23 protein-coding genes and 1 pseudogene are annotated in these 24,366 nt (G+C 69.2%); 10 read left to right on the top strand and 14 right to left on the bottom strand.

What is annotated here, in order from left to right; translation table 11 throughout:
* Positions 1-128: 128 nt before the first annotated feature.
* From ACFVXJ_RS25000 to ACFVXJ_RS24975, 6 genes are all read right to left on the bottom strand, one after another.
* Entirely contained in the window at positions 129-506 is a 378-nt protein-coding gene (locus tag ACFVXJ_RS25000; protein WP_136214053.1) for a DUF6009 family protein, read from the bottom strand.
* Positions 507-686: 180 nt separating this feature from the next.
* The gene (locus ACFVXJ_RS24995; protein ID WP_389664869.1) at positions 687-2,264 is read right to left on the bottom strand and encodes a phage/plasmid primase, P4 family; all 1,578 of its coding nucleotides are present in this window, start codon (positions 2,262-2,264) and stop codon (positions 687-689) included.
* On the bottom strand, positions 2,261-3,373 hold the full coding sequence (locus tag ACFVXJ_RS24990; RefSeq protein ID WP_389664867.1) for a bifunctional DNA primase/polymerase: 1,113 nt from the start codon (positions 3,371-3,373) through the stop codon (positions 2,261-2,263). Before ACFVXJ_RS24990 ends, ACFVXJ_RS24995 begins: the two co-directional genes overlap by 4 nt.
* 855 nt (positions 3,374-4,228) lie before the next feature.
* On the bottom strand, positions 4,229-4,684 hold the full coding sequence (locus ACFVXJ_RS24985) for a GNAT family N-acetyltransferase (RefSeq protein WP_389664865.1): 456 nt from the start codon (positions 4,682-4,684) through the stop codon (positions 4,229-4,231).
* A 1,479-nt stretch (positions 4,685-6,163) separates the two neighbouring features.
* Positions 6,164-7,570 (bottom strand): ParB/RepB/Spo0J family partition protein, encoded by a 1,407-nt coding sequence (locus ACFVXJ_RS24980; protein WP_389664863.1) that lies wholly within the window; start codon positions 7,568-7,570, stop codon positions 6,164-6,166.
* Positions 7,567-8,727, bottom strand: a complete 1,161-nt coding sequence (locus ACFVXJ_RS24975) for a ParA family protein (RefSeq protein WP_361319925.1) — start codon at positions 8,725-8,727, stop codon at positions 7,567-7,569. Before ACFVXJ_RS24975 ends, ACFVXJ_RS24980 begins: the two co-directional genes overlap by 4 nt.
* A 191-nt stretch (positions 8,728-8,918) precedes the next feature.
* Here ACFVXJ_RS24975 and ACFVXJ_RS24970 point away from each other — a divergent pair, with 191 nt between their 5' ends.
* The 3 genes from ACFVXJ_RS24970 (at position 8,919) to ACFVXJ_RS24960 (ending at position 12,173) form a co-directional block, all read left to right on the top strand.
* Positions 8,919-9,440, top strand: coding sequence for a DUF2199 domain-containing protein (locus ACFVXJ_RS24970; protein WP_389664862.1), 522 nt, complete (start codon positions 8,919-8,921; stop codon positions 9,438-9,440).
* A gap of 1,560 nt (positions 9,441-11,000) precedes the next feature.
* A complete protein-coding gene (locus tag ACFVXJ_RS24965) occupies positions 11,001-11,705 on the top strand; it encodes a hypothetical protein (RefSeq protein ID WP_361319928.1) in 705 nt (234 codons plus the stop codon).
* A gap of 51 nt (positions 11,706-11,756) precedes the next feature.
* Entirely contained in the window at positions 11,757-12,173 is a 417-nt protein-coding gene (locus ACFVXJ_RS24960) for a hypothetical protein (RefSeq protein WP_136214044.1), read from the top strand.
* 179 nt (positions 12,174-12,352) lie between these two features.
* Here the strand turns inward: ACFVXJ_RS24960 and ACFVXJ_RS24955 are convergent, their stop codons facing one another.
* The 5 genes from ACFVXJ_RS24955 to ACFVXJ_RS24935 all read right to left on the bottom strand — a co-directional run bounded on the left by ACFVXJ_RS24955 (position 12,353) and on the right by ACFVXJ_RS24935 (position 16,115).
* Complete coding sequence (locus ACFVXJ_RS24955) at positions 12,353-12,508, bottom strand: hypothetical protein (RefSeq protein ID WP_389664859.1); 156 nt, start codon at positions 12,506-12,508, stop codon at positions 12,353-12,355.
* Positions 12,505-12,825: a hypothetical protein gene (locus ACFVXJ_RS24950; RefSeq protein WP_389664858.1), complete on the bottom strand. Its 321-nt coding sequence runs from the start codon at positions 12,823-12,825 to the stop codon at positions 12,505-12,507. Before ACFVXJ_RS24950 ends, ACFVXJ_RS24955 begins: the two co-directional genes overlap by 4 nt.
* A 476-nt stretch (positions 12,826-13,301) precedes the next feature.
* A complete protein-coding gene (locus ACFVXJ_RS24945; RefSeq protein WP_389664856.1) occupies positions 13,302-14,243 on the bottom strand; it encodes a hypothetical protein in 942 nt (313 codons plus the stop codon).
* Between the two features lie 97 nt (positions 14,244-14,340).
* Positions 14,341-15,207 carry a hypothetical protein gene (locus ACFVXJ_RS24940; RefSeq protein ID WP_389664854.1) on the bottom strand — a complete coding sequence of 289 codons (867 nt, stop codon included), beginning with the start codon at positions 15,205-15,207 and terminating at the stop codon, positions 14,341-14,343.
* 140 nt (positions 15,208-15,347) lie between these two features.
* Positions 15,348-16,115 (bottom strand): alpha/beta fold hydrolase, encoded by a 768-nt coding sequence (locus ACFVXJ_RS24935; protein WP_389664852.1) that lies wholly within the window; start codon positions 16,113-16,115, stop codon positions 15,348-15,350.
* A gap of 552 nt (positions 16,116-16,667) precedes the next feature.
* Here ACFVXJ_RS24935 and ACFVXJ_RS24930 point away from each other — a divergent pair.
* From ACFVXJ_RS24930 to ACFVXJ_RS24915, 4 genes and pseudogenes are all read left to right on the top strand, one after another.
* Positions 16,668-17,339, top strand: coding sequence for a hypothetical protein (locus ACFVXJ_RS24930; protein WP_389664850.1), 672 nt, complete (start codon positions 16,668-16,670; stop codon positions 17,337-17,339).
* Positions 17,340-17,902: 563 nt separating this feature from the next.
* The gene (locus ACFVXJ_RS24925) at positions 17,903-18,274 is read left to right on the top strand and encodes a cupin domain-containing protein (RefSeq protein WP_389664849.1); all 372 of its coding nucleotides are present in this window, start codon (positions 17,903-17,905) and stop codon (positions 18,272-18,274) included.
* An 89-nt stretch (positions 18,275-18,363) separates the two neighbouring features.
* Positions 18,364-19,137, top strand: coding sequence for an SDR family NAD(P)-dependent oxidoreductase (locus tag ACFVXJ_RS24920; protein WP_389664847.1), 774 nt, complete (start codon positions 18,364-18,366; stop codon positions 19,135-19,137).
* Positions 19,138-19,210: 73 nt separating this feature from the next.
* Positions 19,211-19,489, top strand: a pseudogene (locus ACFVXJ_RS24915) (histidine kinase); the annotation flags it as partial.
* Here ACFVXJ_RS24915 and ACFVXJ_RS24910 read toward each other — a convergent pair.
* Together ACFVXJ_RS24910 and ACFVXJ_RS24905 are read right to left on the bottom strand one after the other, a co-directional pair.
* Entirely contained in the window at positions 19,431-19,583 is a 153-nt protein-coding gene (locus ACFVXJ_RS24910; protein WP_389664994.1) for a hypothetical protein, read from the bottom strand. The pseudogene ACFVXJ_RS24915 and the gene ACFVXJ_RS24910 sit on opposite strands and share 59 nt — an antisense overlap.
* A 314-nt stretch (positions 19,584-19,897) precedes the next feature.
* A complete protein-coding gene (locus ACFVXJ_RS24905) occupies positions 19,898-21,463 on the bottom strand; it encodes an MFS transporter (protein ID WP_389664845.1) in 1,566 nt (521 codons plus the stop codon).
* A gap of 119 nt (positions 21,464-21,582) precedes the next feature.
* On the opposite strand from ACFVXJ_RS24905, the gene ACFVXJ_RS24900 reads away from it, so the two are divergent.
* Together ACFVXJ_RS24900 and ACFVXJ_RS24895 are read left to right on the top strand one after the other, a co-directional pair.
* Positions 21,583-21,894 carry an ArsR/SmtB family transcription factor gene (locus tag ACFVXJ_RS24900; protein WP_389664843.1) on the top strand — a complete coding sequence of 104 codons (312 nt, stop codon included), beginning with the start codon at positions 21,583-21,585 and terminating at the stop codon, positions 21,892-21,894.
* Between the two features lie 342 nt (positions 21,895-22,236).
* Positions 22,237-22,359 carry a hypothetical protein gene (locus ACFVXJ_RS24895; protein ID WP_389664841.1) on the top strand — a complete coding sequence of 41 codons (123 nt, stop codon included), beginning with the start codon at positions 22,237-22,239 and terminating at the stop codon, positions 22,357-22,359.
* Between the two features lie 124 nt (positions 22,360-22,483).
* Here the strand turns inward: ACFVXJ_RS24895 and ACFVXJ_RS24890 are convergent, their stop codons facing one another.
* Positions 22,484-23,146 carry a DUF4097 family beta strand repeat-containing protein gene (locus ACFVXJ_RS24890; protein WP_389664840.1) on the bottom strand — a complete coding sequence of 221 codons (663 nt, stop codon included), beginning with the start codon at positions 23,144-23,146 and terminating at the stop codon, positions 22,484-22,486.
* Positions 23,147-23,407: 261 nt separating this feature from the next.
* Here ACFVXJ_RS24890 and ACFVXJ_RS24885 point away from each other — a divergent pair, with 261 nt between their 5' ends.
* Positions 23,408-24,139 carry a helix-turn-helix domain-containing protein gene (locus tag ACFVXJ_RS24885; RefSeq protein ID WP_389664838.1) on the top strand — a complete coding sequence of 244 codons (732 nt, stop codon included), beginning with the start codon at positions 23,408-23,410 and terminating at the stop codon, positions 24,137-24,139.
* The last annotated feature ends 227 nt before the right edge of the window (positions 24,140-24,366 follow it).

Raw genomic sequence — 24,366 nt, 5'->3', positions numbered from 1 at the left:
GAGACCCGACGCTAGCGCCGGGTGGGCGGCGCGACCAGGCACAGCCGGGATCCGGCCCCTGGAGTCCCGCGGCGCTCCCCGCGCGCCGGGAGATCCCAGGGACCCGAGGGACCGCTACCGGAAACGGGTCAGGCGACCGTGGGCGCGGACAGTCCCCGCTGCGACCGCTCCGTCTTCCGGCCCACCTGTCGGGGCTGGATCGTACGGGGATCCACGGCCTCGCCGGGCGCCCCTTCGCGGTAGAGCCCGTCGGGCTCGGCGTCCCGGTCGTGCGGCAGCAGGTAGAAGACCCGACGCTTTTGGAGCCCGCTGTCGGGATCGGCCTCCGCCGTCTCACCGAGTTCGGTGAAGCCGATCATCCGCCCGTCGCGGTGGTACCGGGGCTTGCCCCGGCGCCGGGGGGTCTTGTCGAGGGCCTGGCGGACGTAGTCGAGCTGTTCGGGGTTCTCCAGCCACACCACTTTGACCTCGTGGGCGAGATCGCTTGCTGACAGTAGCGAACTCATGGCGTGGGTCCCTCCTCGTGCGCGTCGCCCCCGTGGGGCCCCTGGTTCCGCCACGCCGCGAGCGACGCCGGTGTCGTTATGCAGCCGCCGCCGGGGCGGCGCGAACGGGTGGTGGATGTCTTCATCTTCCTCGTCCATCGTAGGCATGCCCGTCCCGGGGCGGCGGCACGCATGGGCCGATCACGTCGTGGTTGCCCTGTTCGCCTCGCGCGGTAATTGGTCCTCGTCCGCGAGAAGCGCCAGCCCGGGATAGAACTTCTGCCCGTTCGAGCGCAACATCTCACTGGGCGACGCGACACCGACCTCGGCCCGGATCCGCGTGGCGAACGCGCGCGTGGTCGCGGGCCGCAGACCCTCCCCATCACTGCACCAGGCACTGTAGGCCCGGTAGAGGGCGCCCTGTTCCACTTTCAGGTCACGGGGCTCGGCGAAGTCGCTCCCGGTCGTGCAGCACTCCGCCAGGAACCGCCCGATGTGGTCCTCGGTGGTGGCGTACGCCTGCGTGGCCGTACGGACCACGCTGGGCCCCACCAGAGCCGGTTTGGCGGCGAGGTACGCCTTGGCGCCCTGGATCATCCAGTGCAGGATGCCGGCGCCCTCCTCCTGGACCAGCGTCTCGGCCAGGTTGTCGATCTTGCGGTGGTCGGGCACCACCTTCTCGAACGGGATGAGCCGGATCCGGCGCCAGAAGGCATGGCCGCCCGTCCCCACCTCCGGCCGGTGGTTGCCGAGCAGCCACAGCTTGTGGGTGGGTTCGAAACTGAAGAAGTCCTGCCGCATCCGGCGCGCCTTGAGCCGGTCGCCGCCGGTCAGCAGTTTGACCCGGGCCTCGTCGAACTTGTCGTGGGGCTTGAGCTCGCTACACACGAACAGCCGCCGACCGTGCAGCTCCGTCAGCTCGGTGGAGTGCTCGTTGAACTTGCCGCGCTCCATCAGGAAACCGGGCGGCGCCACGTCCGCGTAGTCCCCGAGGATCTTGATCACCACGTCGAGCAGCGCGGACTTCCCGTTCGCCCCCACCCCGTACAGGAACGGCAGCACCTGCCCGCCCACATCACCGGTGATGCTGTAGCCGAGCAGGAGATGCAGGAAGTGGATCATCTCCTTGCCCTTGTCGTCCTCGCCGAAGGTCTCGTCGAGGAACCGGTGGAACCGGGGCGTGGGCATGGCCTCGGGCGCCAGGTGCGTGGCGCGCGAATGCAGGTCGCGGTTGGGGTCGGGCTTGTGCAGGTCGCCCGTACGCAGGTCCACGACGCCCGCCGGGGTGCACAGGGCGTACTTGTCCCCGTCCAGGGTGTCGGGGTCGAGCGCGAGCTCCGGCGAGGCCTTGGCCTGCGTGAGCATGGCCTTCACGCCCGAGGTGGACATGGCCCGCTTGCGGTGCTGGGCCAGCTCGCGGTCGGTGAACACCCCGCGCGGGTCGTGGGCGGGCAGTTCCTCGGCCATGTCCCCGGCGGCCCAGATCGCGGCCTTCTCGCCACCGGTGCGCTTCCACCGGTACTCGTCCCACACGTACCAACCCAGGCCCTCGACGTGCCGGAACCGGTCGTGGTGCAGGTGCGCGAACAGCTTCGCGTTGCCCCGGTCGGTCAGGTTGTTCAACAGACCGGCCTGGACGAAGTCCGCGGCGCCCGCGACGGCCTGCCCCCCTACTTGCTGGGCGGGCAGCCGAGGGCCCGCCGACGTGGCGTCCGTGGTGAACGCGGCGAGCTGTTCCGCCGCGGCCTGGGCGTCGAACCCCGTGCTTCCGGCGCTCATGTGCGTTCCTTGGGCTGGATCGGTCGGTCTCTTCCGGCGCGCAGCCCCGCGTCGACGATCAGGACGTTGCGGCGCGTCTGGTGCGGTCGCGCCCGGTCCGCCGCCTCCAGGAGCAGCCGGCGGCCCTCCTCCTCCGGGAGGTGCCCGGCGGCGGCCAGTCCGCCGGCGGTGAAGGCGGCCCGGTTGAGCTTCTCGCTGAACGCCGTCCCGGAGGGGCTGAGTCCACAGGCGCGCACTTCCTCCAGCAGCGACGCCAGGAGCCGCTCACCCCGCCCCTGCCCCCGCGCCTGACCCTGACCGCGCCCCTGCCGCCCCCTGCCCCGCGCAGGCGGCTCCGCGGGGCCCGTCGCGGCCCCGGCGGCAACGGACTGCCCGTCGTGCCCCGTACGCACCAACTCGGCCGCCAGCCACAGCGGCAGGGCCGCGGGCACCCGCGCCCCGGGCAGCGCCTCGTAGATCCCCGCGGTGGTCCGGGTGGAGGGTGCCACGATGTAGCCGCCGATCGCACGCACATCGACCTGCCAGGCCAGCGCGACCCGGGAACTCGACCCGCTGGAACACCGGAACCGGGGCCCGTCCTTGGGCGCCCGGTACCAGATGTGCATCCCGCCGGAGGGCGTGCGTACGCGCAGGGTGGAGGTGTCCTCGCAGGGGTTGGGCCGGGACCTGTATGCGGCCAGAAGCGCCAAGGTGTCGAATCCGCTCTGCAGACCGGTCAGATCGACCCGGTCGTCGATGGGAATGCCGGGAAGCAGCCGCTGCCGGTCGGGCAACGGCGCCGAGTGCGCGTCCACGTCGATGACCACGAGCCCGGCGGCCCCGCAGGACACCCCGATCCCGAATCCCGGCTCGGCCGCCCACCACTCCCGCACCGTACGCGGGTCGGTGGTCGCCGCGTGGAACCCATGACACCAACGACGCTCGGCACGGCACGGGCACGCCTCCGGGGCGTGCTCACTCTCCCGGCAGTCACGGCAGTTGGCGGCCGGCGTCTTGCCCCCCGGAGCCAGCGGATGGACGGGATAGCCCCGCCCCGCCAGCCAGACGGCCACATCCACCGGCCCCCCGCCGCGCACACCTTGTGACGGCTCCTCGGGATGGACAAGCACTGGCTCTTCCTTGACGCGGTGTCGGGTCGGCTGCTCTGTCCTCGGACCTTGCTACGGAGGGACCAGAGGGACTGAAGATTCACTATCGCGGAGATTACCCCAGCCACACCGTCGCGTCCGGTGTGGATCACTCCTCTATTCGAATTTGAGTCCCTTCAGTCCCTCCGTCCCTGAGGCCCTACGCTCCTTCGCCCCGTCGGGATCCCGGCGCTTTTCTGCCCGTCCCCCGGGCGTGTCGCCTCCCTCCGCACCCGCCGAGAAACTCGCTCCTCCTCCACCGGGCTTCCAGGCGCCTGCGACGGCCGCCCCAGGCAAAAAAGACAACCTGCGGCTCGCCCCGGCCCGGCGTGGCCTCCGACAGGTACTGAGGGTCTGAAGAACGGCTTCGGTCCCTGACCCTTCAGTCCCTTGAGAAAACCGCAGGTCACAGAGGTGCACAGGGACTGACAGGGACCAAAGGGACTCAAAGTCACTACTTCCGGCCTTTACGTGCGTGTGTGTATGCGCGGGCGCGTAAAGGATCTAGGTAATGCATATCTGGCTTATAACTAGAGATTTGAGTCCCTTCGGTCCCTGTGCAGCCGGGCCTGAGCCCCTGACCTGCAGGTTTATGCAGTGACTGAAGGACCAGGGACCGAAGCCGTTCTTCGGACCCTCAGTACCTGTCGGGGGTCAGGGGACAGGGGGAGGGGGGCTCGATCCCCGAAGCACGGCAGCGCCTTTGGGGAGGAGGGACGGAAGCAAGACACAGCAGGAGGGCACGGGAACAACCGGCCCCGACCTCCCGGTCCACGAGCCGCTGTGCGGGGCCCAGAAGAGCGCCTTCCAGCCCCCTCCACCCCCCTCCAGTCCCTTTCAGAGCTCCCTGGTCATGAACGTGCTGTTCGGGTCGGGCCGGTAGGCCGCGAACGGCTCGCACTCCCGGAAGCCGAACTTCTCGTACAGCCTGCGCGCGGGCAGGAAGAACGCGGAGGAGCCCGTCTCCAGGCTCAGCCGGGCGTAGCCCATTCCTTTGGCCTCCGCGATGATGTGCTCCAGCAGCCGCGACGCGACCCCGCTCCTGGTCCGGGAGGCCCGCGTGCGCATCGACTTCAGCTCCGCGTGCGCCGGGTCCAACCGCTTGATCGCGCCGCAGCCGACCAGTGTGTGCCCGTCCGTAATCGACCAGACCGTCGTGTCCGCGTTCCGAAGGCCGTCGAGATCGAGGGCGTGCTTGCTGCCCTCGGGCGTGATGGACCGCATCTGCCGGACGTGTTCCTCAAGGAACCGGGCGATCTCGGGACCCGACAGGTCGTCCACCACGATGTCCACGTCTCGTCCTCTTCCCCGAAGTCATCCCTCAACTGTTGGCGGTGCGGACCGAGTCGCCCGAGGCTTTCCCCGAACCCCGCGCCGGCCGGCCGGCCCCCAGCATGCCGGACGCCCCTTGACCGGGACCCCGGGCCCTCCCCCGAAGCCCGCGCCCTCAAGACGGCGAACCTGTCGGGGTTCGCCGCCCCCGGAACAGACCGAGGAGCGGGACCGCCGCCCCGACCGCCACCACCGGCAAGCTCCACCGGTCCTTGCCAAGGGCGTCCCAGATGACCATGCCGTGGACCGCCGCCCGCATCGTCGGACGTGCGGTGCTCCGGGATGCCTCGTACCGAGCAGCGCCGTACGACGTCCTACGCCCCTCACCAGATCCGGAACCCGCGCGCCCCGTGCCGCTCCGACTTTTGTCCGCGGACAAAAGTCCCCGCTCCGCCCCTCCGGCTCAGCGTCCCCACCCGGCGGCCCGACCTTTGTCCGCGGACAAAGATTCGGTGCCCCGGTCACCCGACACGCCACTCCCCGGCCCCCCGACTTTTGTCCGCGGACAAAAGTCGCTCCCCACGTGGCTCCGTCTCGGAGCCCTCCGCCCGACCTCCGTGCGGACTTTTGTCCGCGGACAAAGATCGGGCCGGGTGCGCGTCCAAGGCAGAACCGCTCCATCCCTCCTGCCGACTTTTGTCCGCGGACAAAAGTCGGAACCTGCCATCGCGCCCAGGCGTCGGGCTCGCGTTCGACGAGAGCCGGCCTACCTCGCCGTCCGCCACGCGATCCGCCGCCTCGCCCGCACCGCACAGCGCCGCTCGTCCTCCCGGCCGTAGACACCGGCGCCCGTCCAGTGCATCCGCATCGTCCGTCGCAGGACACCGTCCCGGACTCGCGTCACGCACTGCCAAGCTCAGGCACTCGCGCCAGACGCTCCCTCGTCGCCATAGCGGCCATAGCGCCGCTGCACATCAACCGGCCCCGCTCATCGAACGTGACCGCCTCGCCCCCGCACCTCGCCCCCGCACCTCGCCGCCGCCACCTCGGGCTGACTTTTGTCCGCGGACAAAAGTCAGGAGCCGTACGGGCCGGTCTCGGAGCGGATGCCCCCGTTCTGACCCACCTCGAAGACCAGCCCGCTGCCCGACTTTTGTCCGCGGACAAAAGTCGCGTCCTCTCACGGGCCCGGCGCAGGGCCTCCCCTACCCAGGCACCGATCTTTGTCCGCGGACAAAGATCGGGCAGCTCGGACGACCGACACGGACGCCCCCTCCGCAGCCCCCAACTTTTGTCCGCGGACAAAAGTCAGGCCCCGGCCATCGACCCCCAGGCCGCAGAACCCCCCTCCTGGAGCGATCTTTGTCCACGGACAAAAGTCGCTCCAGGAGGTCCCGGTCTGACGCGGCGCCGCCCCCTTGAGGCACCGAACTTTGTCCGCGGACAAAAGTCGGGGCCCACCGCGCGTCTCGCGGTGGGCCCCAACCGATCGGCGGAAGGTCAGCTTCGCCGGTTGTTCTCGATCAACAGCACCGTCAGCTCGGCGCGATGCTTGGCCGACATGTTGGCCCAGATCGCCTCGTACATCGCCTTCGGGTCCTGCCACGGAGCCGGCGTCGTGTCCGTCGTCCGCGTCTGCGAGGGGATCACGCCCTCCGGTTCGCGCCCACCGGACGGCAGAGCAGCGGACGGCGCGCGCACCGGTTCAGCAACCGGGGCGGTCGCCGAAGCCGCCGCCGGCGGCACGCTCTCCGTTCCCCGACCTTTGTCCGCGGACAAAAGTCGCTCGGGGTGCGCGTCCGACGCGGACCCCACTCCACCCTCCTCCTGCCGACTTTTGTCCGCGGACAAAAGTCGGTCCTCACACGGCTGCGGCTCGGAACCCTCCGCCCGGCCCCCGTGCGGACTTTTGTCCGCGGACAAAGATCGGGCCGGGGGTGCGTCCGACGCAGACTCCGTTCCCCCCTCCTGCCGACTTTTGTCCGCGGACAAAAATCGAGCCGGCTCCCCCACCGGCCCGGAACCCACCTCGTCAGGGCCGACCATGCCGGGGCGGTCCGCCACGGACCCCGCCGCCGCTCCCCCGCCCAGGCTCGTCCCCGGCTCCAGCGACACGCTCCGCAGGATCTCCCGCTGCGCTGCCTTCACCTCCGCCTCCTGCTGCTTGTTCTGCTGGAGCAAGCCCAGGAGCTCATCCGCCCTGATACCCGGCTGCTCCTTCGCCCTACGGGCCAACAGCCGACCGTCCCGCTCCGGCAGCTCGCCCGAACTGAGCAGGAGCTGGATCTCCTCGGGCAGCTCCAGCAGCACGAGCTGGTTCGTGACCCACGACGGCGAGCGCCCCAGCCGTTCGGCGGCCCGGGACTTGGCTCCGTGTTCGCGACCGTCCTCCTCGGCGCAAGTCTCGACCAGTTGCCGCACACCGCGGGCCCGCTCGATGACGTCGAAGTCCTCACGTTCGAGGTTCTCGGCGAGCAGGTGGTCGATGAAGTCGGCTCGGGAGACGGCGAGGTCGTCGCGTACGACGAAGTCCAGCGCCTCCAGACCCACGTGGAGGGCGCTACGGAACCTGCGCTCCCCGTTGATCAGGATGTGCGTCGCGCCCCCGACCCGCGACGCGTGGTCCGGCCACAGCCCGAGGTACGCCGCACGGCTGACGGCGACACACGCCGACAACTGCGCTTGGCGCAGCTCCTCGCCGAAACGGGCCTTGTCCTCGTCCGTACCGAAGTTGCGCCGCGGGTTGAGGGGAGTGGGGGAGACCTGGTCGAGGGGGAGGCGGATCAGCTCGTACGTCGGCACATCCCCCTGCGCGATGGCCTTGGCCCGCCCCCGCTCGCTCCGGCCGCTGCTCCGGCGGGCGTTGCTGAAGGCGGCGCCGGTGCCGAGGAGGTCGCTCTTGCTCATGCCGCGATCACCCGGGCGATCTCACGCATGGCCTCGGACTGCTCGCACTCGGGCGCGTAGTGCAGGAGCGGGAGCTTCACGCGCACGGCCTCGCGCTGCTCCTTCAAGTCGGCGATCACCGTGATGACGGGCGGTTCGCCGAACTCCTTCCAGCTGTTGAGGGACGACGTGACGACGTACCCCTTGCGGCTGTCGTAGAGGTTGACCACGAAACCGAGCTGCGCGATCTCGATGCCGAGGTCATCGATCAGATCCTCAAGCTGCTCGCTGAGCATGTCGTAGGCGTCGGCGGAGGTGTCCTCCGCCTGTACCGGGACGATGATCCCGGAGGTCTTCTCGGGCTCTCCCTCGCGCGTCCGCGCGTAGTAGAGCGCCGTGTCCATGGTGTAGCCCAGGCTGGGCGGGCAGTCGACGACGATGTAGTCGAACTCCTTCTCCAGTTCCTCCAGCGCCTTCTCCAGGGCCGTTTCCTTCGTCCGCACATGACGCGTCGTGGCCAGTCGTGCGTCGAGGAGGAAGGCGTCCTTGCAGGACGGGAGGAGGAAGAGGCGCCCGGCGAACACCCCGTGCTCGATGGGGACGAGCAGATCACGGACCCGGCCTTCGATCTCGCCCAGCATGTGCTTGGCGAGGCTGGGCTCCTTGATGGAGAGCATCTCGGCCCCGAGATGGCGCGTGAGGTGGCCCTGCGGGTCGAAGTCGATGACGCAGACTCGCGCGCCGGTCTCGGCGAGGGCCTGGGAGACGCCGTTGCTGATGGCGCTCTTGCCGACCCCGCCCTTCTGGTTGCAGACCACGATCCGGCGGGCCCCCTCGTGGGAGGGACGGCGCCGGCCCATGGGGGAGGGGTGCGTGTCGAGCCACAGCCGGATCGACTGGGCCACCCCCTGGTTGTAGGGGATCTCCCGCGTCCGACAGTCCTCCTTGAACTCCCCGTACAGGCCGGTGGGGAGGTAGGTGGAGAACGACGAGGCGCCGGAGGTGTCCACGGTGGTCGCCGCGGAGGCGTCGGCACGCCATGCGTGGATGCCCTCGGTGACGGCGTCCTGGATGTCCACGCCCAACTGGGCTGCACGGACCTTGAGTTCCTGCCGCAGGGACCCAGGCAGCTTGGCGACTACCTTTTCCCTGACTTCCGGATCATATGGAGCGGTCATGCGGGTACCTTACTAACCTTCCCACCCGAAGGCGAAGAGGCACACCGAAAACCGGCCCAACTCGTCCCGTCCTCGTGCAGTCCGGGCAGCCCGGGTCCCCACCGCGCCCAGACGGACCGTCATCCGGATCGAAGCAGCCCCACCAGGGCCCCGGACCCGCCCTCGGCCGGGGCCCGCATAGGCTCCCGACCATGACCAACGATCCCGGTTTCACCTGCTCGTGCTGCGGGGCACGGCACCCGGAGCTCCCCATGAACTACTCGACCGCAGCGCCCTACGTGTGGGACGAGAGTCTCGCTGGTCGCGAAGACAGCCTGCTCACCTCGGACCAATGCGTCATCCAGGCCCAGCACTACTTCGTCAAGGGTCTGATCGAGATACCGGTCATCGGCAGCGACGACGTGTTCTCCTGGGCGGTCTGGGTCTCCCTGAGCCGCGACAACTTCTCCCGCTCCGCCGACAGGTGGGACACCCCGGGCCGGGAGGCCGACCAGCCCTACTTCGGCTGGCTGAGCACTGACCTCTTCCTCTACTCACCCGGCACCATCAACCTGAAGACCCACCTGCACACCCGCCCGGTCGGCCAACGCCCCCTCGTCGAGCTGGAGCCCACGGACCATCCCCTCGCCGTCGAGCAGCGAACCGGAATCACCTTGGACCGTGTCCGCGAGATCGCCGAAGCGGTTCTCCATCCCTCCGCCGACACCGACTGATCCACACAGAGTGGGTGAGCACCAGAACTCGACGCCCCTCTCTCCGGAACCTTCCCCAGCCCAAGGCCGCGTCCGATTGAGCCGTTGAGGCGATACCTCGACGGTCCCCAACCGATCAGTAGCGGTAGAAAAGCTCTGTAGTGCCGCCTGGCGGCCCGTAGGGACCCCGAAGGTCACATCACACCGCCCCCTCCGCGAAAGGCCCTCAGAGGCCCCGTTCTGTGGGTCGCTTTTGACCGTTGTGGTCAAATTTTCTGGTCCGTCGGTCTGCTCGCGGCCCGTGCGGTCGCGTCTGACGTCGGAACAGCCGACCAGCTGGAGGCGGAACTCGACTGCGAGCCACGCTGGGCGACCGGAGATGGCGCCGACGAGCTGATCGCACAACTTCACACGCTGACGTCCGACGCAAACCCCGACGTTCGCAGCGAGGCCCGGCTGCGCCTGTCGCGTCTGCGCTGACCACCAGCCGGTAGTGACGGCCGCCGTCAGCCTGATGCCGACACGGACGCCGGCATCAGCACCGGCACGGGGTATCAGGCGGAGGGGATGACCCCTCCTCGGCGAGGGGTCTTGTCCCTCACCGGCCGCGGACCGTGAATCCCAGGGGCCAGCCCCTGGACCCCGCCAGCGCCTGGCCGCGCTGGACCGGCCTTGGCATGGGGGGCTACTCGCCCCCCAGACCCCCTCGCCAGGCGCTTGGGCGCCCTGGACCCGCTCCCCCCCACGCCCTGCCCCGCCTCCCTGACGGTCGGCGGTGCACCCCTCGGGCGCAGGGCGCCCTCACTGGGCATGGGGGCCCGACACAACCCCATGGCTACTCCAAGACCCGGCTGAGGCGGGGGGCCGGACCCCGTACGCAAACGGACGGCATCAGCAACTCAAGGTGCGCCGGCTGATGTATCGACAGGGGGAGGAGGCCCGGTCCATCACCAATCAACTAGGCAACCAACACTCACCAACCGACTAACCAGCACCGGCACACCGGCAGACCAACCATCCACTCAGTCCGTGCCGGTAGGTCAACTACCAGCCCTGGCCCCCGAGATGCCCACTGCCCACCCTCAGGACGCGACCCATCACGACCCGGCAGCAGAACCAACCGCCGGTGGTCGGTTGCTCTTGTAGTAAGAGGGCGGCGCGCTCACACGCCTCTGACCTGCGGCTTCTCGCAAGGGGATGTGTCGTGGGCGACACATTTGACGCTCCGAAATGTATACCTGGCCAGCACATTCGCCGGAAAACTCAAGCAGCGGTGTACTTTCTCCACGGGCCGGGCCGCCTCGGATCGCCGCAGGTCAGAGCGGCGCGCCCGAGCGCGACAACGCCCCACCCGGCACCCGCCGCTCGAACAAAGTGTGCCGCCATCACGACAACCGAAATCAAGGAGCGGTGGACTTTCGGGGCCCTGAGGCAAAATAACTACACGCACCGCGTACTTTTGGCGCCTGTCGCGCACCGACCGTGCCCTGAGCTTGAGTTTCGGCGCGCCGACGCACCAAAAGACAAGCCCCCGTTGATTTTTTGGATAGTCTCGGACCGCCTGAGTAACAAGGAGGTCCTGTGACATCTGATCCGCCCGCCCGTCGTCGACAGCGCGGGCCCCGTCCCGTTCCCGTCCCCGCCTCCGCCGGAAACGACGCCGAGTACGGGGACATCCTGGCCGTCCTCGGCCAGCAGCTCGGCGAGCAGGTGGCCAACGCCGCCGACCCCACCGGCCGTCGACGTCTCAAGGGGGTCCACCTCGAGTACGCGGCGGACCCGAAGTCCGTCCACGACATGGCGGGAGGCGCCGGTTACAGCCTCGCCAGCAACTGGTTCACCCAACTCCTGGCCCAGCTGGCGGTCGCGAACAGCATCACCAAGTCCCAGCTGTGCGTCTTCCTCTTCGTGGCGGGCGGTCAGGTGCCGGGCACCGGCATCACCCAGTACACGCAGCAGGAGATCACGGACGGGCTGAACAAGATCGCCGCGCAGAAGGGCGGCAAGATGATCTCGCGTTCCACGGTCAACCGTGCCGTCCAGGCCCTCTGCGGCTACAACTGGGTGGAGAAGGCCGGCAACGGCCGCATCCAGATCAACGTGCGCCTGTGGTTCCAGGGCAACAGCACCGCGCAGCAGGAGGTTCTCGCGGAGATCGCCGAGAAGCACGGCAACGACCCCGATTCCTTCCCTTACGCGGTGGGACCGGAGGGCGCACACCAGGAGCAACTGCACCTCGACTTCGGTGCCGAGGTTCCCGCTCCCAAGAGAAGGCGCACCGGGTGATAGTGCTGTCAGGCCCGCGCACGGGCGACCGTTCACGAGGAAGGCCATCCCATGGCTAACGTCATGTCTCCGATCGTCGCGGAGCGCATCTGGGCCCTGCCGCTGTCGGGGTCTGCCGTCAAGTTCCTGCAGTACCTCGTCTCCCGGAGCGATTTCGGGGGGACCCTGCCGGTACGCCAGAAGGACATGGCGGCCGAGTACGGGGTCACCCCCCAGGCCATCAGCGGCCTGATGGCGCCGCTGTGCGACCTGAACATCGTCCTGCGGCCGCGCAGCGAGGAGCGCAACGGCAACTCGTACCGACTGCACCCGCTCGCGGCGAAGTACGAGAGCCCGGAGGCGATGGAAGCGGCCTTCCGGGCGTCCCTCGCCCGGATCCAGGCGGGCGACCTTCCCAACCTGAAGCTGCCCACCTACCACCAGGCCCCGCCCGCTCCGACCGGCAGGCCGAAGCTCCAGGTCGCCTGACCTCGGGCGATGCCCGAACAAGACGGAAGGCCCTCCACTGGGTGGAGGGCCTTCCGCGCCTGAGTAACAGATGGTGCGACCAGTCTAACCGGCTCCGGCCTCCACGGCACGGCGAGCGTCATCCGCACACACCACCGTGTCCCCACCCTTCCGATACCCGTCCCCGGCTCGGGCGGCCGTCAGGAGGACGTACAGCCCCGGATGTCGTCCGAGCAGCCATGGACGTCCCGGGACTCCAACGTAAGGAGGTTCCAGGCGATCAGGCCGGTCGGCGTGGGGTCGCCGACCGCCGGGGCCACCCGTGCGGTGAAGGAGCGGGCCGCCGGGACGTTCACGCGTACGGGCCGCCGGTCCCCGCAGCGGATGTCCAGGAGCCGCGTGGCCCGTCCCTCGTCACGGTCAGCGTGAGCGGGGAAACGTCGAAACTGTCACAGACGATGTCGAAACGGTACGGCTTGTCGCCCGGGGTGTCGAAGGTCCGGTCGAGTCCTGAGCCGACGTACGCGGATGCCGATTCGACGACGTCGGTCTCCGTGTCATCGGCGTCCAACGCCCGCTGGGCCCGCTGCAAGCCGTCGTCGGGCTCCCACGTGCTGCCCTGATCACCGCTGCCCTGCCCGCAGCCCGAGGCGACAGCAACAACCGTGCACACAACGGCGATTGCCCCACACCCTCGCCCCATACCGGCATCCTAGACGCCTCTCCGCGCCCGCCCGTCTCGATGCCCGGGCCTACCGGTCGGTGTCCAGTCGACCCGCCACAGACCCGGCTGGCGGTCGTCGCCCCGGACCACCGCCGGCCTCCCCGGTTGAGGCGGCGGTCTCACCGCCCGTACGGTACGCGCGAGGCCCGCCGCGGTGACCTGGACAGACGGCCAAGATCACCCGCCCGCGACCTGGCCGAACCACCACACGGGCAGAGCGGCCACACCCGCGCAGCGGGGGACGGCCCGACGCCCCCCGAGCACTGCTCAGGTGCCGGCGGCTGGACCGGCCCCCTGTCCTCTCCGGCCTCGACAGGGGCGGGAGTCGAAGGCAGACGCCGCCGGCCCGGGGTGGGTCGGAACCCACCCCGGGCCGGGGGTCGAGCATTCAGCCGATCAGGCGGTGCGCCCGATCAACCTTCCCTCTACTGCTGGCTGTCGCCGGTCAGGAAGTCGATGAGCACGTCGCCGTTCGACTTGTGGAGCACCAGGGTGGAGTCGGTGGCCCCGAAGGTGAGGTAGGCGCCGTTCTGGCCCCACGTCTTGGTGTCCCAGATCGAGCCGCCCTTGCCCTCGCCGCCGTCCTTCTTGTACGTGACGAGGTTGCCGTCCTTCTGCATCCGGGTGTAGGCGCCCGGGCTGTAGTTCCAGAAGCCCCGACCGTAGTCCTTGCCGCGGTAGAACACCGCGAAGTAGCCGCGGTTGTCCTGCGCCAGGATGGAGTTGGTGGCCGACATCCAGGTGCCGCGCTCCAGGTTCTGGCCGCCGGTGAGCGTGTTGTTGCCCACCTTCCAGGTCTTGGTGGACCAGCTCGCGGAGTTGTCCGCGCGGTAGACGACGAGGTTGGCGTCGTCCTGGAAGTCCAGGTGGCCGTTCGGGTTGCCCCAGGTGCCGGAGCTCCACACGGCGCCGCCCTTGGTCGGGCTGCCGTCCTTCTTGTAGATGACGAAGTTGCCGTCGCTCTGGAAGACCGCGTACGCGCCCGTGTTGCCGTACGAGCCCGACGCCCACAGCTCGGCGCCGGCCTTGTGGTCCAGGACGAGGTTGCCGTCCGGCTGCATGAACAGGTAGCCGTTCTCGGTCTCGATGTACTCGTTCGAGGCGAGGACGTCGCCCGGCCGCAGCGAGACGGTTCCGCTGGTCGCGGTGAGGGCCGTCGCGCGCTGCCGGTTCTTGGCAGCCGCGCCGGCGGCGGCCTTGGCCGGGACACCGCCCTGGGGCTTCTTGACCGCGACCTTGCTCACGGTGGTGGTGTTGGCCTTGGTGCCGTCGGCGGCCTGGGCCACCGGGGCGACGAGCACACCGGCCGATACGGCGGCGGCGACGAGCGCGCCGCTCCAGGCGGCGTGCTTGCGGTTGAGATTCATTGGTTTTACCCCCCATGACGAACACGAAGTTGAACGCGTTCGATTCAACGGCGATCAGTCTGTACGGGCCCTACGCGAAAGGCAAGCCGATTTCGGCTCAGCGCGCGGTGCCGCTCTGCCACAGGACGGCCTCGGAGTCCTTCGCGAGAAGAACGAGGTTCCCGTCGGTCTGGAACACCAGGTGGGCACCCGGGTGGTTCCAGGTCCCGGTGGACCACAGGGCGCCGCCCTTGCCCTCGCCACCGTCCTTCTTGTAGACGACGAAGTTGCCGTCCGACTGCATCCGCGCGTACGCGCCCGGCCCCCAGGTGTTGGTGGACCAACGCTCTTGGAGGGTGTTGCGGTCGCGGATGCTGAGCTTGCCGGTCTGCTCCATCGCGAGGATCGCGTCGGGGCTCCACGTCCAGTTTCCGGAGCCGATCTGCCAGGTCGGGTTCACCACCGTGTCGACCATCCACGTGGCGGTGCTCCAGGCGGCCGAGCCGTCCTGCCGGTAGACGACCAGGTTGCCGTCCGACTGCAACTCCAGCCGCGCGCCCGGGTTCCCGTACGAACCCGCTGCCCACAGGGCCTTGCCGGCGGCCGAGTACACCACCAGGTTGCCGTCTTGCTGGAACGCCACGGTCGCGCCCGGGTTGCCGTACGTGCCGGTCGCCCACAGGACCCCGCCGGACACGTGCTCCAGCACCAGGTTGCCGTCGGACTGGAGCGTCAGTACGGCGTTCTTGCTACGCGCGATCTCTCCCGCGCCCTGCGAGGTGCCGCGCTGCAATCCCTGAGCCGCCGCCGGGGTCACCGCCGTGGCTGCCGGAGCGGACGGAGCCGCCGGGGCGACGGGGGTCACGGGGGCCTTGAACGCCACCGTGGCCGCCTGGGCCGCGCCCGGAGCCGCCAGCGCCCCCGCCGCCAGTACGGCCGCGACGAGGCCGGTGCGCACCACCGTGCGCTTGTGCATGACTGTCATGAGTTCCCCCCACATCAGCAGTGTCCTGCCGATAGACCACTGAGATAGACCACTGAGAGTGCCATGACCCACCGACAGCCGTACGCGGAGGGTCCCGCCCAGGCCGCCGCCCACGCCACAGCCGCGTCCTACGGCTGGGGTCACAGGCTGTCGAGGAACGTCCGGACGGCGGTCCCGAACCCGACGGGATCCGTCTCGTGGACGGTGTGGCCGGTGGGAAGCTCGACGAGCCGGGTATCAGGACGCCGGGCTGCCATGTCCCTGGCATGTTGCGCGCTGAGAACACCACTTCGCGTGCCGTGGACCAGCAGCGCGGGGCAGCGGCTGGACAGCCAGTCGTCCCAGTGATCCCCGTTGAGCTGCTGCGAGGCGACCATGTCCCTCGGTTCGAAGGCGAGGCCCCAGCCGTCGGGGTACTCACGGAAGGCGTCCGCAAGGTAGCGGGCCGATCCCGCCAATCCTTCGATCAGTGCGGCTCTGCTGGGGGCTCGTGCCGGCCAGGACAGGCAGAAGGACAGGTCCCCATCGACCTCGGCGCCGATGTCCTCGACGACGAGAGCTCTCACGAGGCCCGGGTGCCGCGCCGCGAGTTGGTAGGCGTTGACACCGCCGAGCGAATGTCCCAGCACCACGGCGTCCCTGATACCGAGGAGATCGAGGAAGGTCGCAGCGTCTCCTATGTAGCCGTCGCGGGAGAAGTCTGACGGTCGCTCCGAACGGCCGTGGCCCCGCTGATCGAGGGCGATCACCCGCCGGCCGGGGGAGACTTCGGCCGCCAAGCCGGCGAAGGTCCGTGCCTCTCCGAAGTGGCCGTGCAGGGCGAGTAGCGGCTGACCGCGACCGCCGTAGTCGACGTAGGACAAACGTCGACCGCCGACGCTCACCACATGCCGGGTCGGCTCTGTCATGTCGATCACTCTGACAGACGGCGTTGCCGGCCGGGCAATCGGACGTTTCGTCCCCGTACGCCGGCGCGACGGCCTCGCGGCGACGGACCCGGTCGGCTAGACCATCGCTTCCGGCCGGCCTGTCTGGTTTGCCTTCGGATGTGTTGTTCGTTGTCGGTCTGTGTTCGTGTGGGGGCCGTGCGGGGATTTCATTACACATATTATCTCGGTCGTGCGGATTGTGGATTCCCTTATTCCGCATAATGCGGGGCCGGTGCCGGAAGCCTTCAGTCGTCTCGTTGACTCAGATGAACCTCAAATGATTGAAGATCGATTGACGTGTTGCGGTTTCCTCGTGCATCTTTGTGACGCACCGACCCGCGGGTAACCGGGAGGTCGGCGCATAGCACGGGGGGCGGGGCCAATGGGGACGCATATTTGCATCTCTCCCTTCCTGTCCGAATTCATTCGAGTAGCGTGTAAGTGAAGGGGAAAGAAATCAGCATGCGTTCCGTTATCAGAAGAGGTCTCACCGCCGCTGCCGGCGTCGCTCTTGCGGGAATTGCTGTCGGAATGCTGTCCGGTACGGCCCAGGCTGACGATGCCGTGGTCTCGCAGGCTACGCGGACCGCCAAATACTCGGCCTATCTCGCGATGAAGGCGGCTCAGGGGGACGAGCAGGCCAAGGAGACCGCCAAGGGGTTCTCGGCCCTTTCCGATGCGCAGAAGTCCCGATTCCTCGACCTGCTCGAAGACCGTTCCCTGATGGACAAGTTCTTCGAGCAGGCCGAGGCGCCCGCCGCGACCACGGGCAAGACGCTGGCGGTCCTGGCGGGCGGCGACGTCGTGGTGGAGCGCGAGTCCGTCGGCGGCGCCGACGACTCCTCCACCAACACCTCCGCCGCTCTGAGGGCGTCCGGCTACCGGGACATGTGGGCCTCGTACGCGGTCACCGACACGTTCCTCGGCGTCAAGGTCGCGCGGGTCTCGGTCAGGACCAACTACCAGGTCAAGGGCAAGGACACCACGAAGGTGTACCCGGGTAGCGCCTACCACTACCTGTACGTCCCGGGCTGCGACTTCTCCCACAGCCCGGTGAAGGAATGGATCTCCTCCCCGCCGGCCGACAACGCCCAGAGCGAGACCACCTGGACGGCGTCGTGCTGGGGCAGCTCTTGGGACAAGCGGGAGCGGGTCTGGGGTGACTACCGCGGCTTCGTGGGCGGTTACCTGAAGGACGAGTAGAATTCGTTAAGCAATCCCGCTTGTCATTCCGCTGCCGACGCTCTGACTCGACCAGCCGGCTTCCCGCACACAAGGAGGCATCGTGTTCGAAGGTATAGGCGTGGCCCCGCTGATACCCGTGCTGCTCGTGCTCCTCATCGCTTTCCTGGTGGGTGTCACAGCGTTGAGGAGCCACCGGTCCCGCTCGACCGGCGACGATTGACGACGACTGGCGACGGCGCAGACCGCACAGTGTGAAAACGGAATCATTGGCTGTGCAAGTGTCCCTGCCTCTCAATGGAGGCAGGGACACTTGCATGGCGGGCGTTCAATTCCGCGAAGGACACCATGCCCGACAATCTCGACACCATCGCCTGTCACGACCTGCCCGTGCCGCTTACGGCCGCGGCGTGCCAGTGCCCGCTACCGCAGGCGGCGTAACCCCTGAACCAGGTGGCCGCAATCCTGCACGCCGGTCACACCTGAACGCCCCGGTGGATATGCGTGCATCCAGCCGGGGCCGGTCACCGGTCATGCCAGGAACGTACAAGACCGCAGGCGACCGGCGGCGGCACGCTCATCACATGACCACACCCAATGCTGTCGTGAACCTTGCCCACAAGCTCTCGCAGTTCAATGAGCTCTGGACGCAGAAGAAGGTCGCCGATCTCAACAACTACGAGGTCAAGCTCGCCAAGCTGAAGGGCGAGTTCGTCTGGCACACCCACCAGGACACCGACGAGCTGTTCCTCGTCATCAGCGGTCGGCTCACCATCCGGCTCAGAGATGGAGATGTCACCCTCGAACCGGGCGAGCTGTTCGTGGTGCCACGGGGCATCGAACACTGCCCCGTGGCCGAGGAGGAGACCGCCATCCTGCTGTTGGAACCGGCAGGAGTCCTCAACACCGGTGACGCGGGAGGCCCGCTGACCAAAGCCGCGGAGACCTTGGACTGACCTCACAACCGTCTGAGCACTCTCACGGCCAACCCCCTTGGGGTAGTTGATCGCTGAGGGGTGTGGGGCTGGTGCTAGCGTCACGCTTCATGACGGGGAATGGTGAAGGTCTGCTTGTCGGGGTGTCGGCTCTTATTACGGGGGCGAGTTCGGGGATCGGTGCGGCGGCCGCCCGTGTCTTCTGCCGGGAGGGCGCCCGGGTCACGTTGGTGGCCCGACGTGAGCCGGAACTCATCGCTCTGACGGCCGAGTTGACGCAGGCCGGGTACGAGGCGCAGTACGTCGTCGCCGATGTCTCCCGCTCCGGGGACGCCGCCCGCGCGGTCGCCGCCGCCGTCGAGACGTACGGCGGTCTGGACGCCGCTTTCAACAACGCGGGCGTCCCCGCCTTGCCGGGCCTCCTGCACCTCACGGACGACGAGGTCTACGACCGTGTGATGGACGTCAACGTGCGCGGGGTGTGGAACTGCATGCGTGCCGAACTCGCGGCGATGGTGGAGTCGGGCGGTGGGTCCATCGTCAACAACAGCAGCACGGCCGGGCTGGTCGCGACGGTTGCCGGTGCCCCGTACATCGCGTCGAAGCACGCGGTGATCGGACTGACGAAGGCGGCGGCGAAGGAGTACGCGCCGCACCGCGTCCGGGTCAACGCACTCGCCACGGGAGCCACGCGCAGCGAGATGCTGGTCGACTGGATGGCCGGCGATCCGGCCCGTGAGGCGGCGATGGCGGACAAGGCGATGCTGAAACGGCTCGCGGAGACCGAGGAAATCGCGGAGGCGGCGCTCTGGCTGTGTACCGAGCGGTCCTCCTACATCACCGGCACGACGCTGGCCGTCGACGGCGGCCGCCTCGCCAACTGACCCGCCGGAACCCTGCTCGAACCTCGGCCGCCCCCGCGACGCGCGCGTCCGCTGCGCGGCTCCTGCCGGGGCGGTCGTCGCACTCGGGCTCTCTCTGGCCACCGCCGAGCGCCTGATGGACCGCGATCCCGAGCAGGCCAAGGCGCTGATGCGGGAGGCGCGGGCCGGCGCCGCCGCCTCGCTGACCGAACTCCGCGAACCGATCCGGGGCATCGGCCCGCCCGTCCTCACCGAGCGCGGGCTCGTCGACGCCGTACGCGCGCTCGCGCTGGACATCCCCCTCGGCGTGGCCGTCAGCGCCGGCGGCCCGCTGCGCCCGGACCCGCCGATCGAGCCCGCCGTCTTCGACGGCCCGCTCGCGATCGACAGTCCCACGCGTGGGTTGGTCGACGGTCGAGCACGACGGTGGTGATGCCGTAGTGCCCGAGCTCGGCGGCGACGAGCATCCCGACGGGCCCGCCCCCCGCGACCAGGACCTGGGCGTGGGCGATGGGGGTGAGGCCGGGGTCGTCGAGGGGGCGGTTCATGGGGCGCGGTCCTTTCCTGGTGCCTCACCGGCCGGTCGGTCACGGTGTGGTACGGGGTTCGCGGCGGGTGGCGGTACGGGTGAACGCGGATGGCCCGGCGCCTTGACGGGGAATGGGGCGCCAGGCCGGTCTGCGGGGGCGTCGCGGTTCGGTGGGGGAGTGTCTCTACGACACTCCCCGGACTTACGACCCCGTTCGCAGCGGACCCTGGAGCGGAGCCGGCGACGCGAGGGTCACTTGGCGCTGTCGGTGGAGCCGCCGCGCAGCAGGACGGCGACCACCGCGCACAGCGCGACGCAGACCGCGGCGAGTCCCCACAGGACGGTGTGGAAGGCGGAGTCGTACGACTGGGCGAGGAAGTGGGTGAAGCCCTCGGTGTCCACCGCACCGGACAGTTCGGTGGCCCTGGCGAAGTCACCGCCCGCGGCCTGGTCGGCGATCTGCTCCGCGTGCGAGGCACCCGCGTAGTCGCCGATGCCGTCCTCGATGCGCGTGCCGAGCACGGTGGCGAGGGCCGAGCCGTACACCGCCACGGCGATGGCCTCGCTGCCGAGCCGCAGTGTGTTGAGGAAGCCCGCGGCCATGCCCGCCTTGGCCGGGTCGATCAGCTCCAGCGCTTGGCCGTCGACCAGCCCCGCCGAAAGGCCCATGCCGGCGCCGGTGACGAGCATCGGCAGGGCGACGACGAGGATCTTCACGTCGGGCGAGAAGAGCATGAGCGCCAGATCGCCGACGACCAGGCAGGCGAGGCTGACGTAGATCAGGGTGAGCGCCGGGATCCCGCGGGTGACCAGCTTCGCGGCGAGCATCGGGCACACCAGCACGGGCGCGGTGAGCAGCAGCATGATCAGGCCGGCGGCGCCGGTGTCGCGACCGGTGACCGCCGTCAGGTAGCTCGGCAGGTAGGTGAGCATGGTGACGAACCCGAAGGAAGCGGCGACCGGCACCAGGCACAGGCCGACGAACCGGCGGTTGCGCAGCACGCTCAGATCCAGCATCGGGTGCTCCCGGCGGTTCTCGACCGCCACGAAGAGCACGAGGACCACCATCGCGCCGGCGAACAGGCCCAGCACGCCCGCGCTGCCCCAACCCCACTGCGAACCCTGCACGATGGCGGTGGTCAGCAGCACCATGGCGACCACGAACAGGGCGCTGCCCGGCACGTCCACGCTCGCACCGCTGCCGCCGTCGGCCGGCATGGACTTGGCGATGGCAGGCACTGCGAGCAGCACGAGCAGGAGGGCGACGGCGTGTACCGCGAACACCCAGCGCCAGCCGAGGCCCTGCACGAGCACGCCCGCCAGCGAGGGGCCGATCGCCACGCCGACTCCGGCAATGGTGCCGAACAGGGCGAACGCCTTGGCGCGGGCCGGGCCGTCGAAGGCGGTCGCGATGATCGCGGCGCCGCAGGAGAAGATCGCCGCGCCACCGATTCCGGCGAGCGCACGGGCGCCGTCCAACCACAGCACGTTGGTGGCGAGCGCGCTGACCAGCGAGGCCACGGCGCAGACGGCGGCTCCGGCCGCGAAGGCCTTGACCCGCCCGACGATGTCGGCGACGGAACCCCAGACGAGCGTGAAGCAGGCGAAGGCGACGTTGAAGGCGTTCACCACCCACTGCAGGGGGGCGAGGCCGGCGTGGGTGTCAGCGCCGATGCCGGGCAGCGCGACGGCTGTGCCGGAGATCGACATCGGTACCACGAACACCGCCAGGAGCACGGCGGCCAGGGTGAGTGTTCGGCCCGGCTGTCCTTGCGCGTGCACAGGTGGTGCGGCTGACGACGTGGTCTGCGTACTCATGGGGGCACTACTCCAGGCTCGGTTCGGCCGACTGAACGACCAGGTTCGGTTTACATCGAACCTTACGCCGGCACGGAGGGGAGGTACTATGCAACCCGTACCTCAGGAAGGAGGGTGCGATGCCCGACGAGGATGGCCACCCCTCGCTCGATGAAATGAGCCTGTTGACCGTGCTGAACGCGCTTTCCGACCCGCTGCGGTACGCGGTCGTGACCGCCCTGCTGAGGGAACCGGAAGGCACGGCGAGGACCTGTGCCTCCTTCAACCTCCCGGTCTCGAAGTCGACGATCACCCACCACTTCAGGGTCCTGCGCGAGGCGGGTCTGGTACGACAGGTGGACCGCGGGAACAGCAGAGCGGCCACCCTGCGCCGGGCGGACCTGGACGAGCGCTTCCCCGGCCTGCTGGAGCTCATCAGCGCCGAACGCTGAGTACGGGGCACGAGCCGTTGCCGTGATCGAGCGGCGTGCCCGAGTGCCTGCGAGAGAGCACAATGACGACGAGTCAGGAGACACCCGTCAGTCCACCGGTCGCCCGCAAGGGCGACGGAAACACCGACCTGGGCGGCTGCGGCGCACGCGGACGCTGCTCGGGGCGCTCAGTACGCCCCGGGTGATCGCCCCGGAGATGCGCAGTGCCTGCTTCCCCACGGGGTAGCGCTCCTGCTCGTAGGAGTCGAGCAGCGGCTCCCCGGCCCGTCCCTGAACGGGAGTCCGAGGAGGGATCGCAGGAGGTATCACCTCCGTCGGTGGCAGGCGGGAGAAGAGTTGTGGGTGGCGCTTCCGGCGCTGCTCAACCGCTTCCGGAATCCGCGGCTCGCGGTTTCGGAGGAGGAGATCGTGCTGAGCGGTACCGCCTCCATGGCCGGGGTCACGAGCGTTCCCGTCGGCTGGTGAGCCGGACGATCCGGGCATCCAGACCCGTGGACGCCTCCTCGGGGACCGGGGGCGGTACCGCCGCGAGCGGTACCGCACCGCGCGTCTCGCCGGCCTGACGGTTCAGGCCCCTCGGGGCCGCGGGTCACAGGCTGCGGGCGGTGATGTCGCCGTTGGAGGTGGTGGCGTGGATGGCGAGTTCGGTCGTGCCGTTGTTCTTGAGGGCGTTGCCGATGCGGCCGTGGGGGGTGCCGGCGTCCAGGGTTGCCGAGACGCCCGCGGCGGCGCCGACCGAGATGTCGCCGCACTGGGTGCGTAGGACGACCTTGCCGCCCGTGGCCTCGGTGATCAGGATGTCGCCCCGCGCGGTGCTGATCTCGGCGGAGCCGCACAGCCTGCCGATCTCCACGTCCCCGTCGACCGCGGTGAGCCGGACGCTCGCGGCCTCGTCCAGCTTGATCCGGCGGTACGCGCCCTCGAAGGCGACGTCGCCGAGGCGGCCGACGGTCCTCAGTTCGGCGCCGGCCGCCTTCGCCTCGACGCGGGAACCGGCGGGCAGCTTGACCGTCACCTCGATGGAACCGGTGGGGCCGAGGTACTGGTTCTTCGCCGCGTTCCGGATGCGCAGGACCCCGTCGGCGTACTCGACCGTGGTCTGCTCCGCCGCCTTCACGTCGCGGCCCTTCGAGGCGTTCGCGGGCAGGATCTCGACCGCGGTGTCAGCCCGGTCGGCGGCGATGATCTGGACGCGCCCCGCGGGGATGTCCAGGACGGCGGAGATCGGGGCGGGGGTGTTGAACTTCTGCATCGTGCTCTCCCTCATACTCTGCGGACCGTTGTGCCGAACACTGGAAACGCTACGTTGCTTTCCGAATCGCTGCAACAGTGATTTTGCTTTGAATTTGTATCTACGCAGGTAGAAGCAGTGCAATCATTGCAATGCACTCTCGTTTAATGCAACAAACAGAGGATTGATCGTTGCAATCTGTGAGGACGAACGCTATGGTGGAGGCGTCAGGGAACACCGAGCGGCACCATGGGGCACCCGTGGGGCATGAAGGGGGTCGTGATGCCGGGAGGCAGACTCACCCAGCAGGAGCGCCAGCAGATCGCGGCGGGGCTGGCCGACGGCTTGGCGTACGCCGAGATCGCCCGCCGGCTCGACCGTCCGACCTCCACGATCACGCGCGAGGTGATGCGGAACGGCGGCCCCGCCGGCTATCGCGCCGACCTGGCCCACCGCGCCACCCAGCAGCGCACCCACCGGCGCAAGCAGGCCGTGCCCGCGGGCTCGCCGGCGCTTCCGCAGGCCTACGGGCGCGACGCCGAGGCCGTGCGCGACTACCAGGAGGCCCTCACCACCGTCTTCATGACCTCGGGTCTGCCCAAGATGATGGCCCGGGTGCTGGGTTGCCTCTACACCACCGACACCGGCAGCCTCACCGCCTCCGAACTCGCCCAGCGCCTGAAGGTCAGCCCGGCGTCCATCTCCAAGGCGATCACGTTCCTCGAAAGCCTGGACCTCGTCCGCCGGGAACAGGGCGAACGCCGGCGCGAGCGCTACGTCGTCGACGACGACCTCTGGTACCAGTCGATGATCCGCAGCGCCCGGGCCAACGACCAGTTCATCGAGACCGCACGGCAGGGCGTGGGCGTCCTCGGCCGCGGTACTCCGGCCGCCACCCGCCTGGAGAACGCCGCCAGCTTCCTCGACTTCGTCAGCGAAGGGCTCATCCGCGCCGCCGAGCAGGGTCGCGAGGTCCTCTACACCAGAACCGAAACGACCGGGACCCAGTCTTAGACCGTGTCCGGCTGTTCGGCCCTGGCGGCCTTCCTGACCCATCGGCCACCGCCCCGGCCCCGACGGGCCGGGGCGGTCGGCCGTCAGCGCGAGTCGAACTCGCCAGTGACGAAGGGCCCCCGCGACCGAGGCGGTCTGCCGGGGGCGCTCCCTCCGAACACCTGATACGCGCCGACGTCACGTACGAGACGGCGCGGGGCGGTCCGGAGGAGATGTGATGAGTGGTC

This window comes from Streptomyces sp. NPDC058279 (assembly GCF_042881255.1).
Taxonomy (GTDB): domain Bacteria; phylum Actinomycetota; class Actinomycetes; order Streptomycetales; family Streptomycetaceae; genus Streptomyces.
This window is presented reverse-complemented; position numbering and strand designations above follow the sequence as displayed.

Coding starts and splice junctions, on each gene's coding strand:
- ACFVXJ_RS24885 (WP_389664838.1), top strand. CDS start 23,408: ATGCCGGGAGGCAGACTCACCCAGCAGGAGCGCCAGCAGATCGCGGCG.
- ACFVXJ_RS24940 (WP_389664854.1), bottom strand. CDS start 15,207: ATGACAGTCATGCACAAGCGCACGGTGGTGCGCACCGGCCTCGTCGCG.
- ACFVXJ_RS24920 (WP_389664847.1), top strand. CDS start 18,364: ATGACGGGGAATGGTGAAGGTCTGCTTGTCGGGGTGTCGGCTCTTATT.
- ACFVXJ_RS24905 (WP_389664845.1), bottom strand. CDS start 21,463: ATGAGTACGCAGACCACGTCGTCAGCCGCACCACCTGTGCACGCGCAA.
- ACFVXJ_RS24925 (WP_389664849.1), top strand. CDS start 17,903: ATGACCACACCCAATGCTGTCGTGAACCTTGCCCACAAGCTCTCGCAG.
- ACFVXJ_RS24930 (WP_389664850.1), top strand. CDS start 16,668: ATGCTGTCCGGTACGGCCCAGGCTGACGATGCCGTGGTCTCGCAGGCT.
- ACFVXJ_RS24960 (WP_136214044.1), top strand. CDS start 11,757: ATGGCTAACGTCATGTCTCCGATCGTCGCGGAGCGCATCTGGGCCCTG.
- ACFVXJ_RS24975 (WP_361319925.1), bottom strand. CDS start 8,727: ATGACCGCTCCATATGATCCGGAAGTCAGGGAAAAGGTAGTCGCCAAG.
- ACFVXJ_RS24945 (WP_389664856.1), bottom strand. CDS start 14,243: ATGAATCTCAACCGCAAGCACGCCGCCTGGAGCGGCGCGCTCGTCGCC.
- ACFVXJ_RS24995 (WP_389664869.1), bottom strand. CDS start 2,264: ATGAGCGCCGGAAGCACGGGGTTCGACGCCCAGGCCGCGGCGGAACAG.
- ACFVXJ_RS24900 (WP_389664843.1), top strand. CDS start 21,583: ATGCCCGACGAGGATGGCCACCCCTCGCTCGATGAAATGAGCCTGTTG.
- ACFVXJ_RS25000 (WP_136214053.1), bottom strand. CDS start 506: ATGAGTTCGCTACTGTCAGCAAGCGATCTCGCCCACGAGGTCAAAGTG.
- ACFVXJ_RS24910 (WP_389664994.1), bottom strand. CDS start 19,583: ATGCTCGTCGCCGCCGAGCTCGGGCACTACGGCATCACCACCGTCGTG.
- ACFVXJ_RS24980 (WP_389664863.1), bottom strand. CDS start 7,570: ATGAGCAAGAGCGACCTCCTCGGCACCGGCGCCGCCTTCAGCAACGCC.
- ACFVXJ_RS24890 (WP_389664840.1), bottom strand. CDS start 23,146: ATGCAGAAGTTCAACACCCCCGCCCCGATCTCCGCCGTCCTGGACATC.
- ACFVXJ_RS24935 (WP_389664852.1), bottom strand. CDS start 16,115: ATGACAGAGCCGACCCGGCATGTGGTGAGCGTCGGCGGTCGACGTTTG.
- ACFVXJ_RS24970 (WP_389664862.1), top strand. CDS start 8,919: ATGACCAACGATCCCGGTTTCACCTGCTCGTGCTGCGGGGCACGGCAC.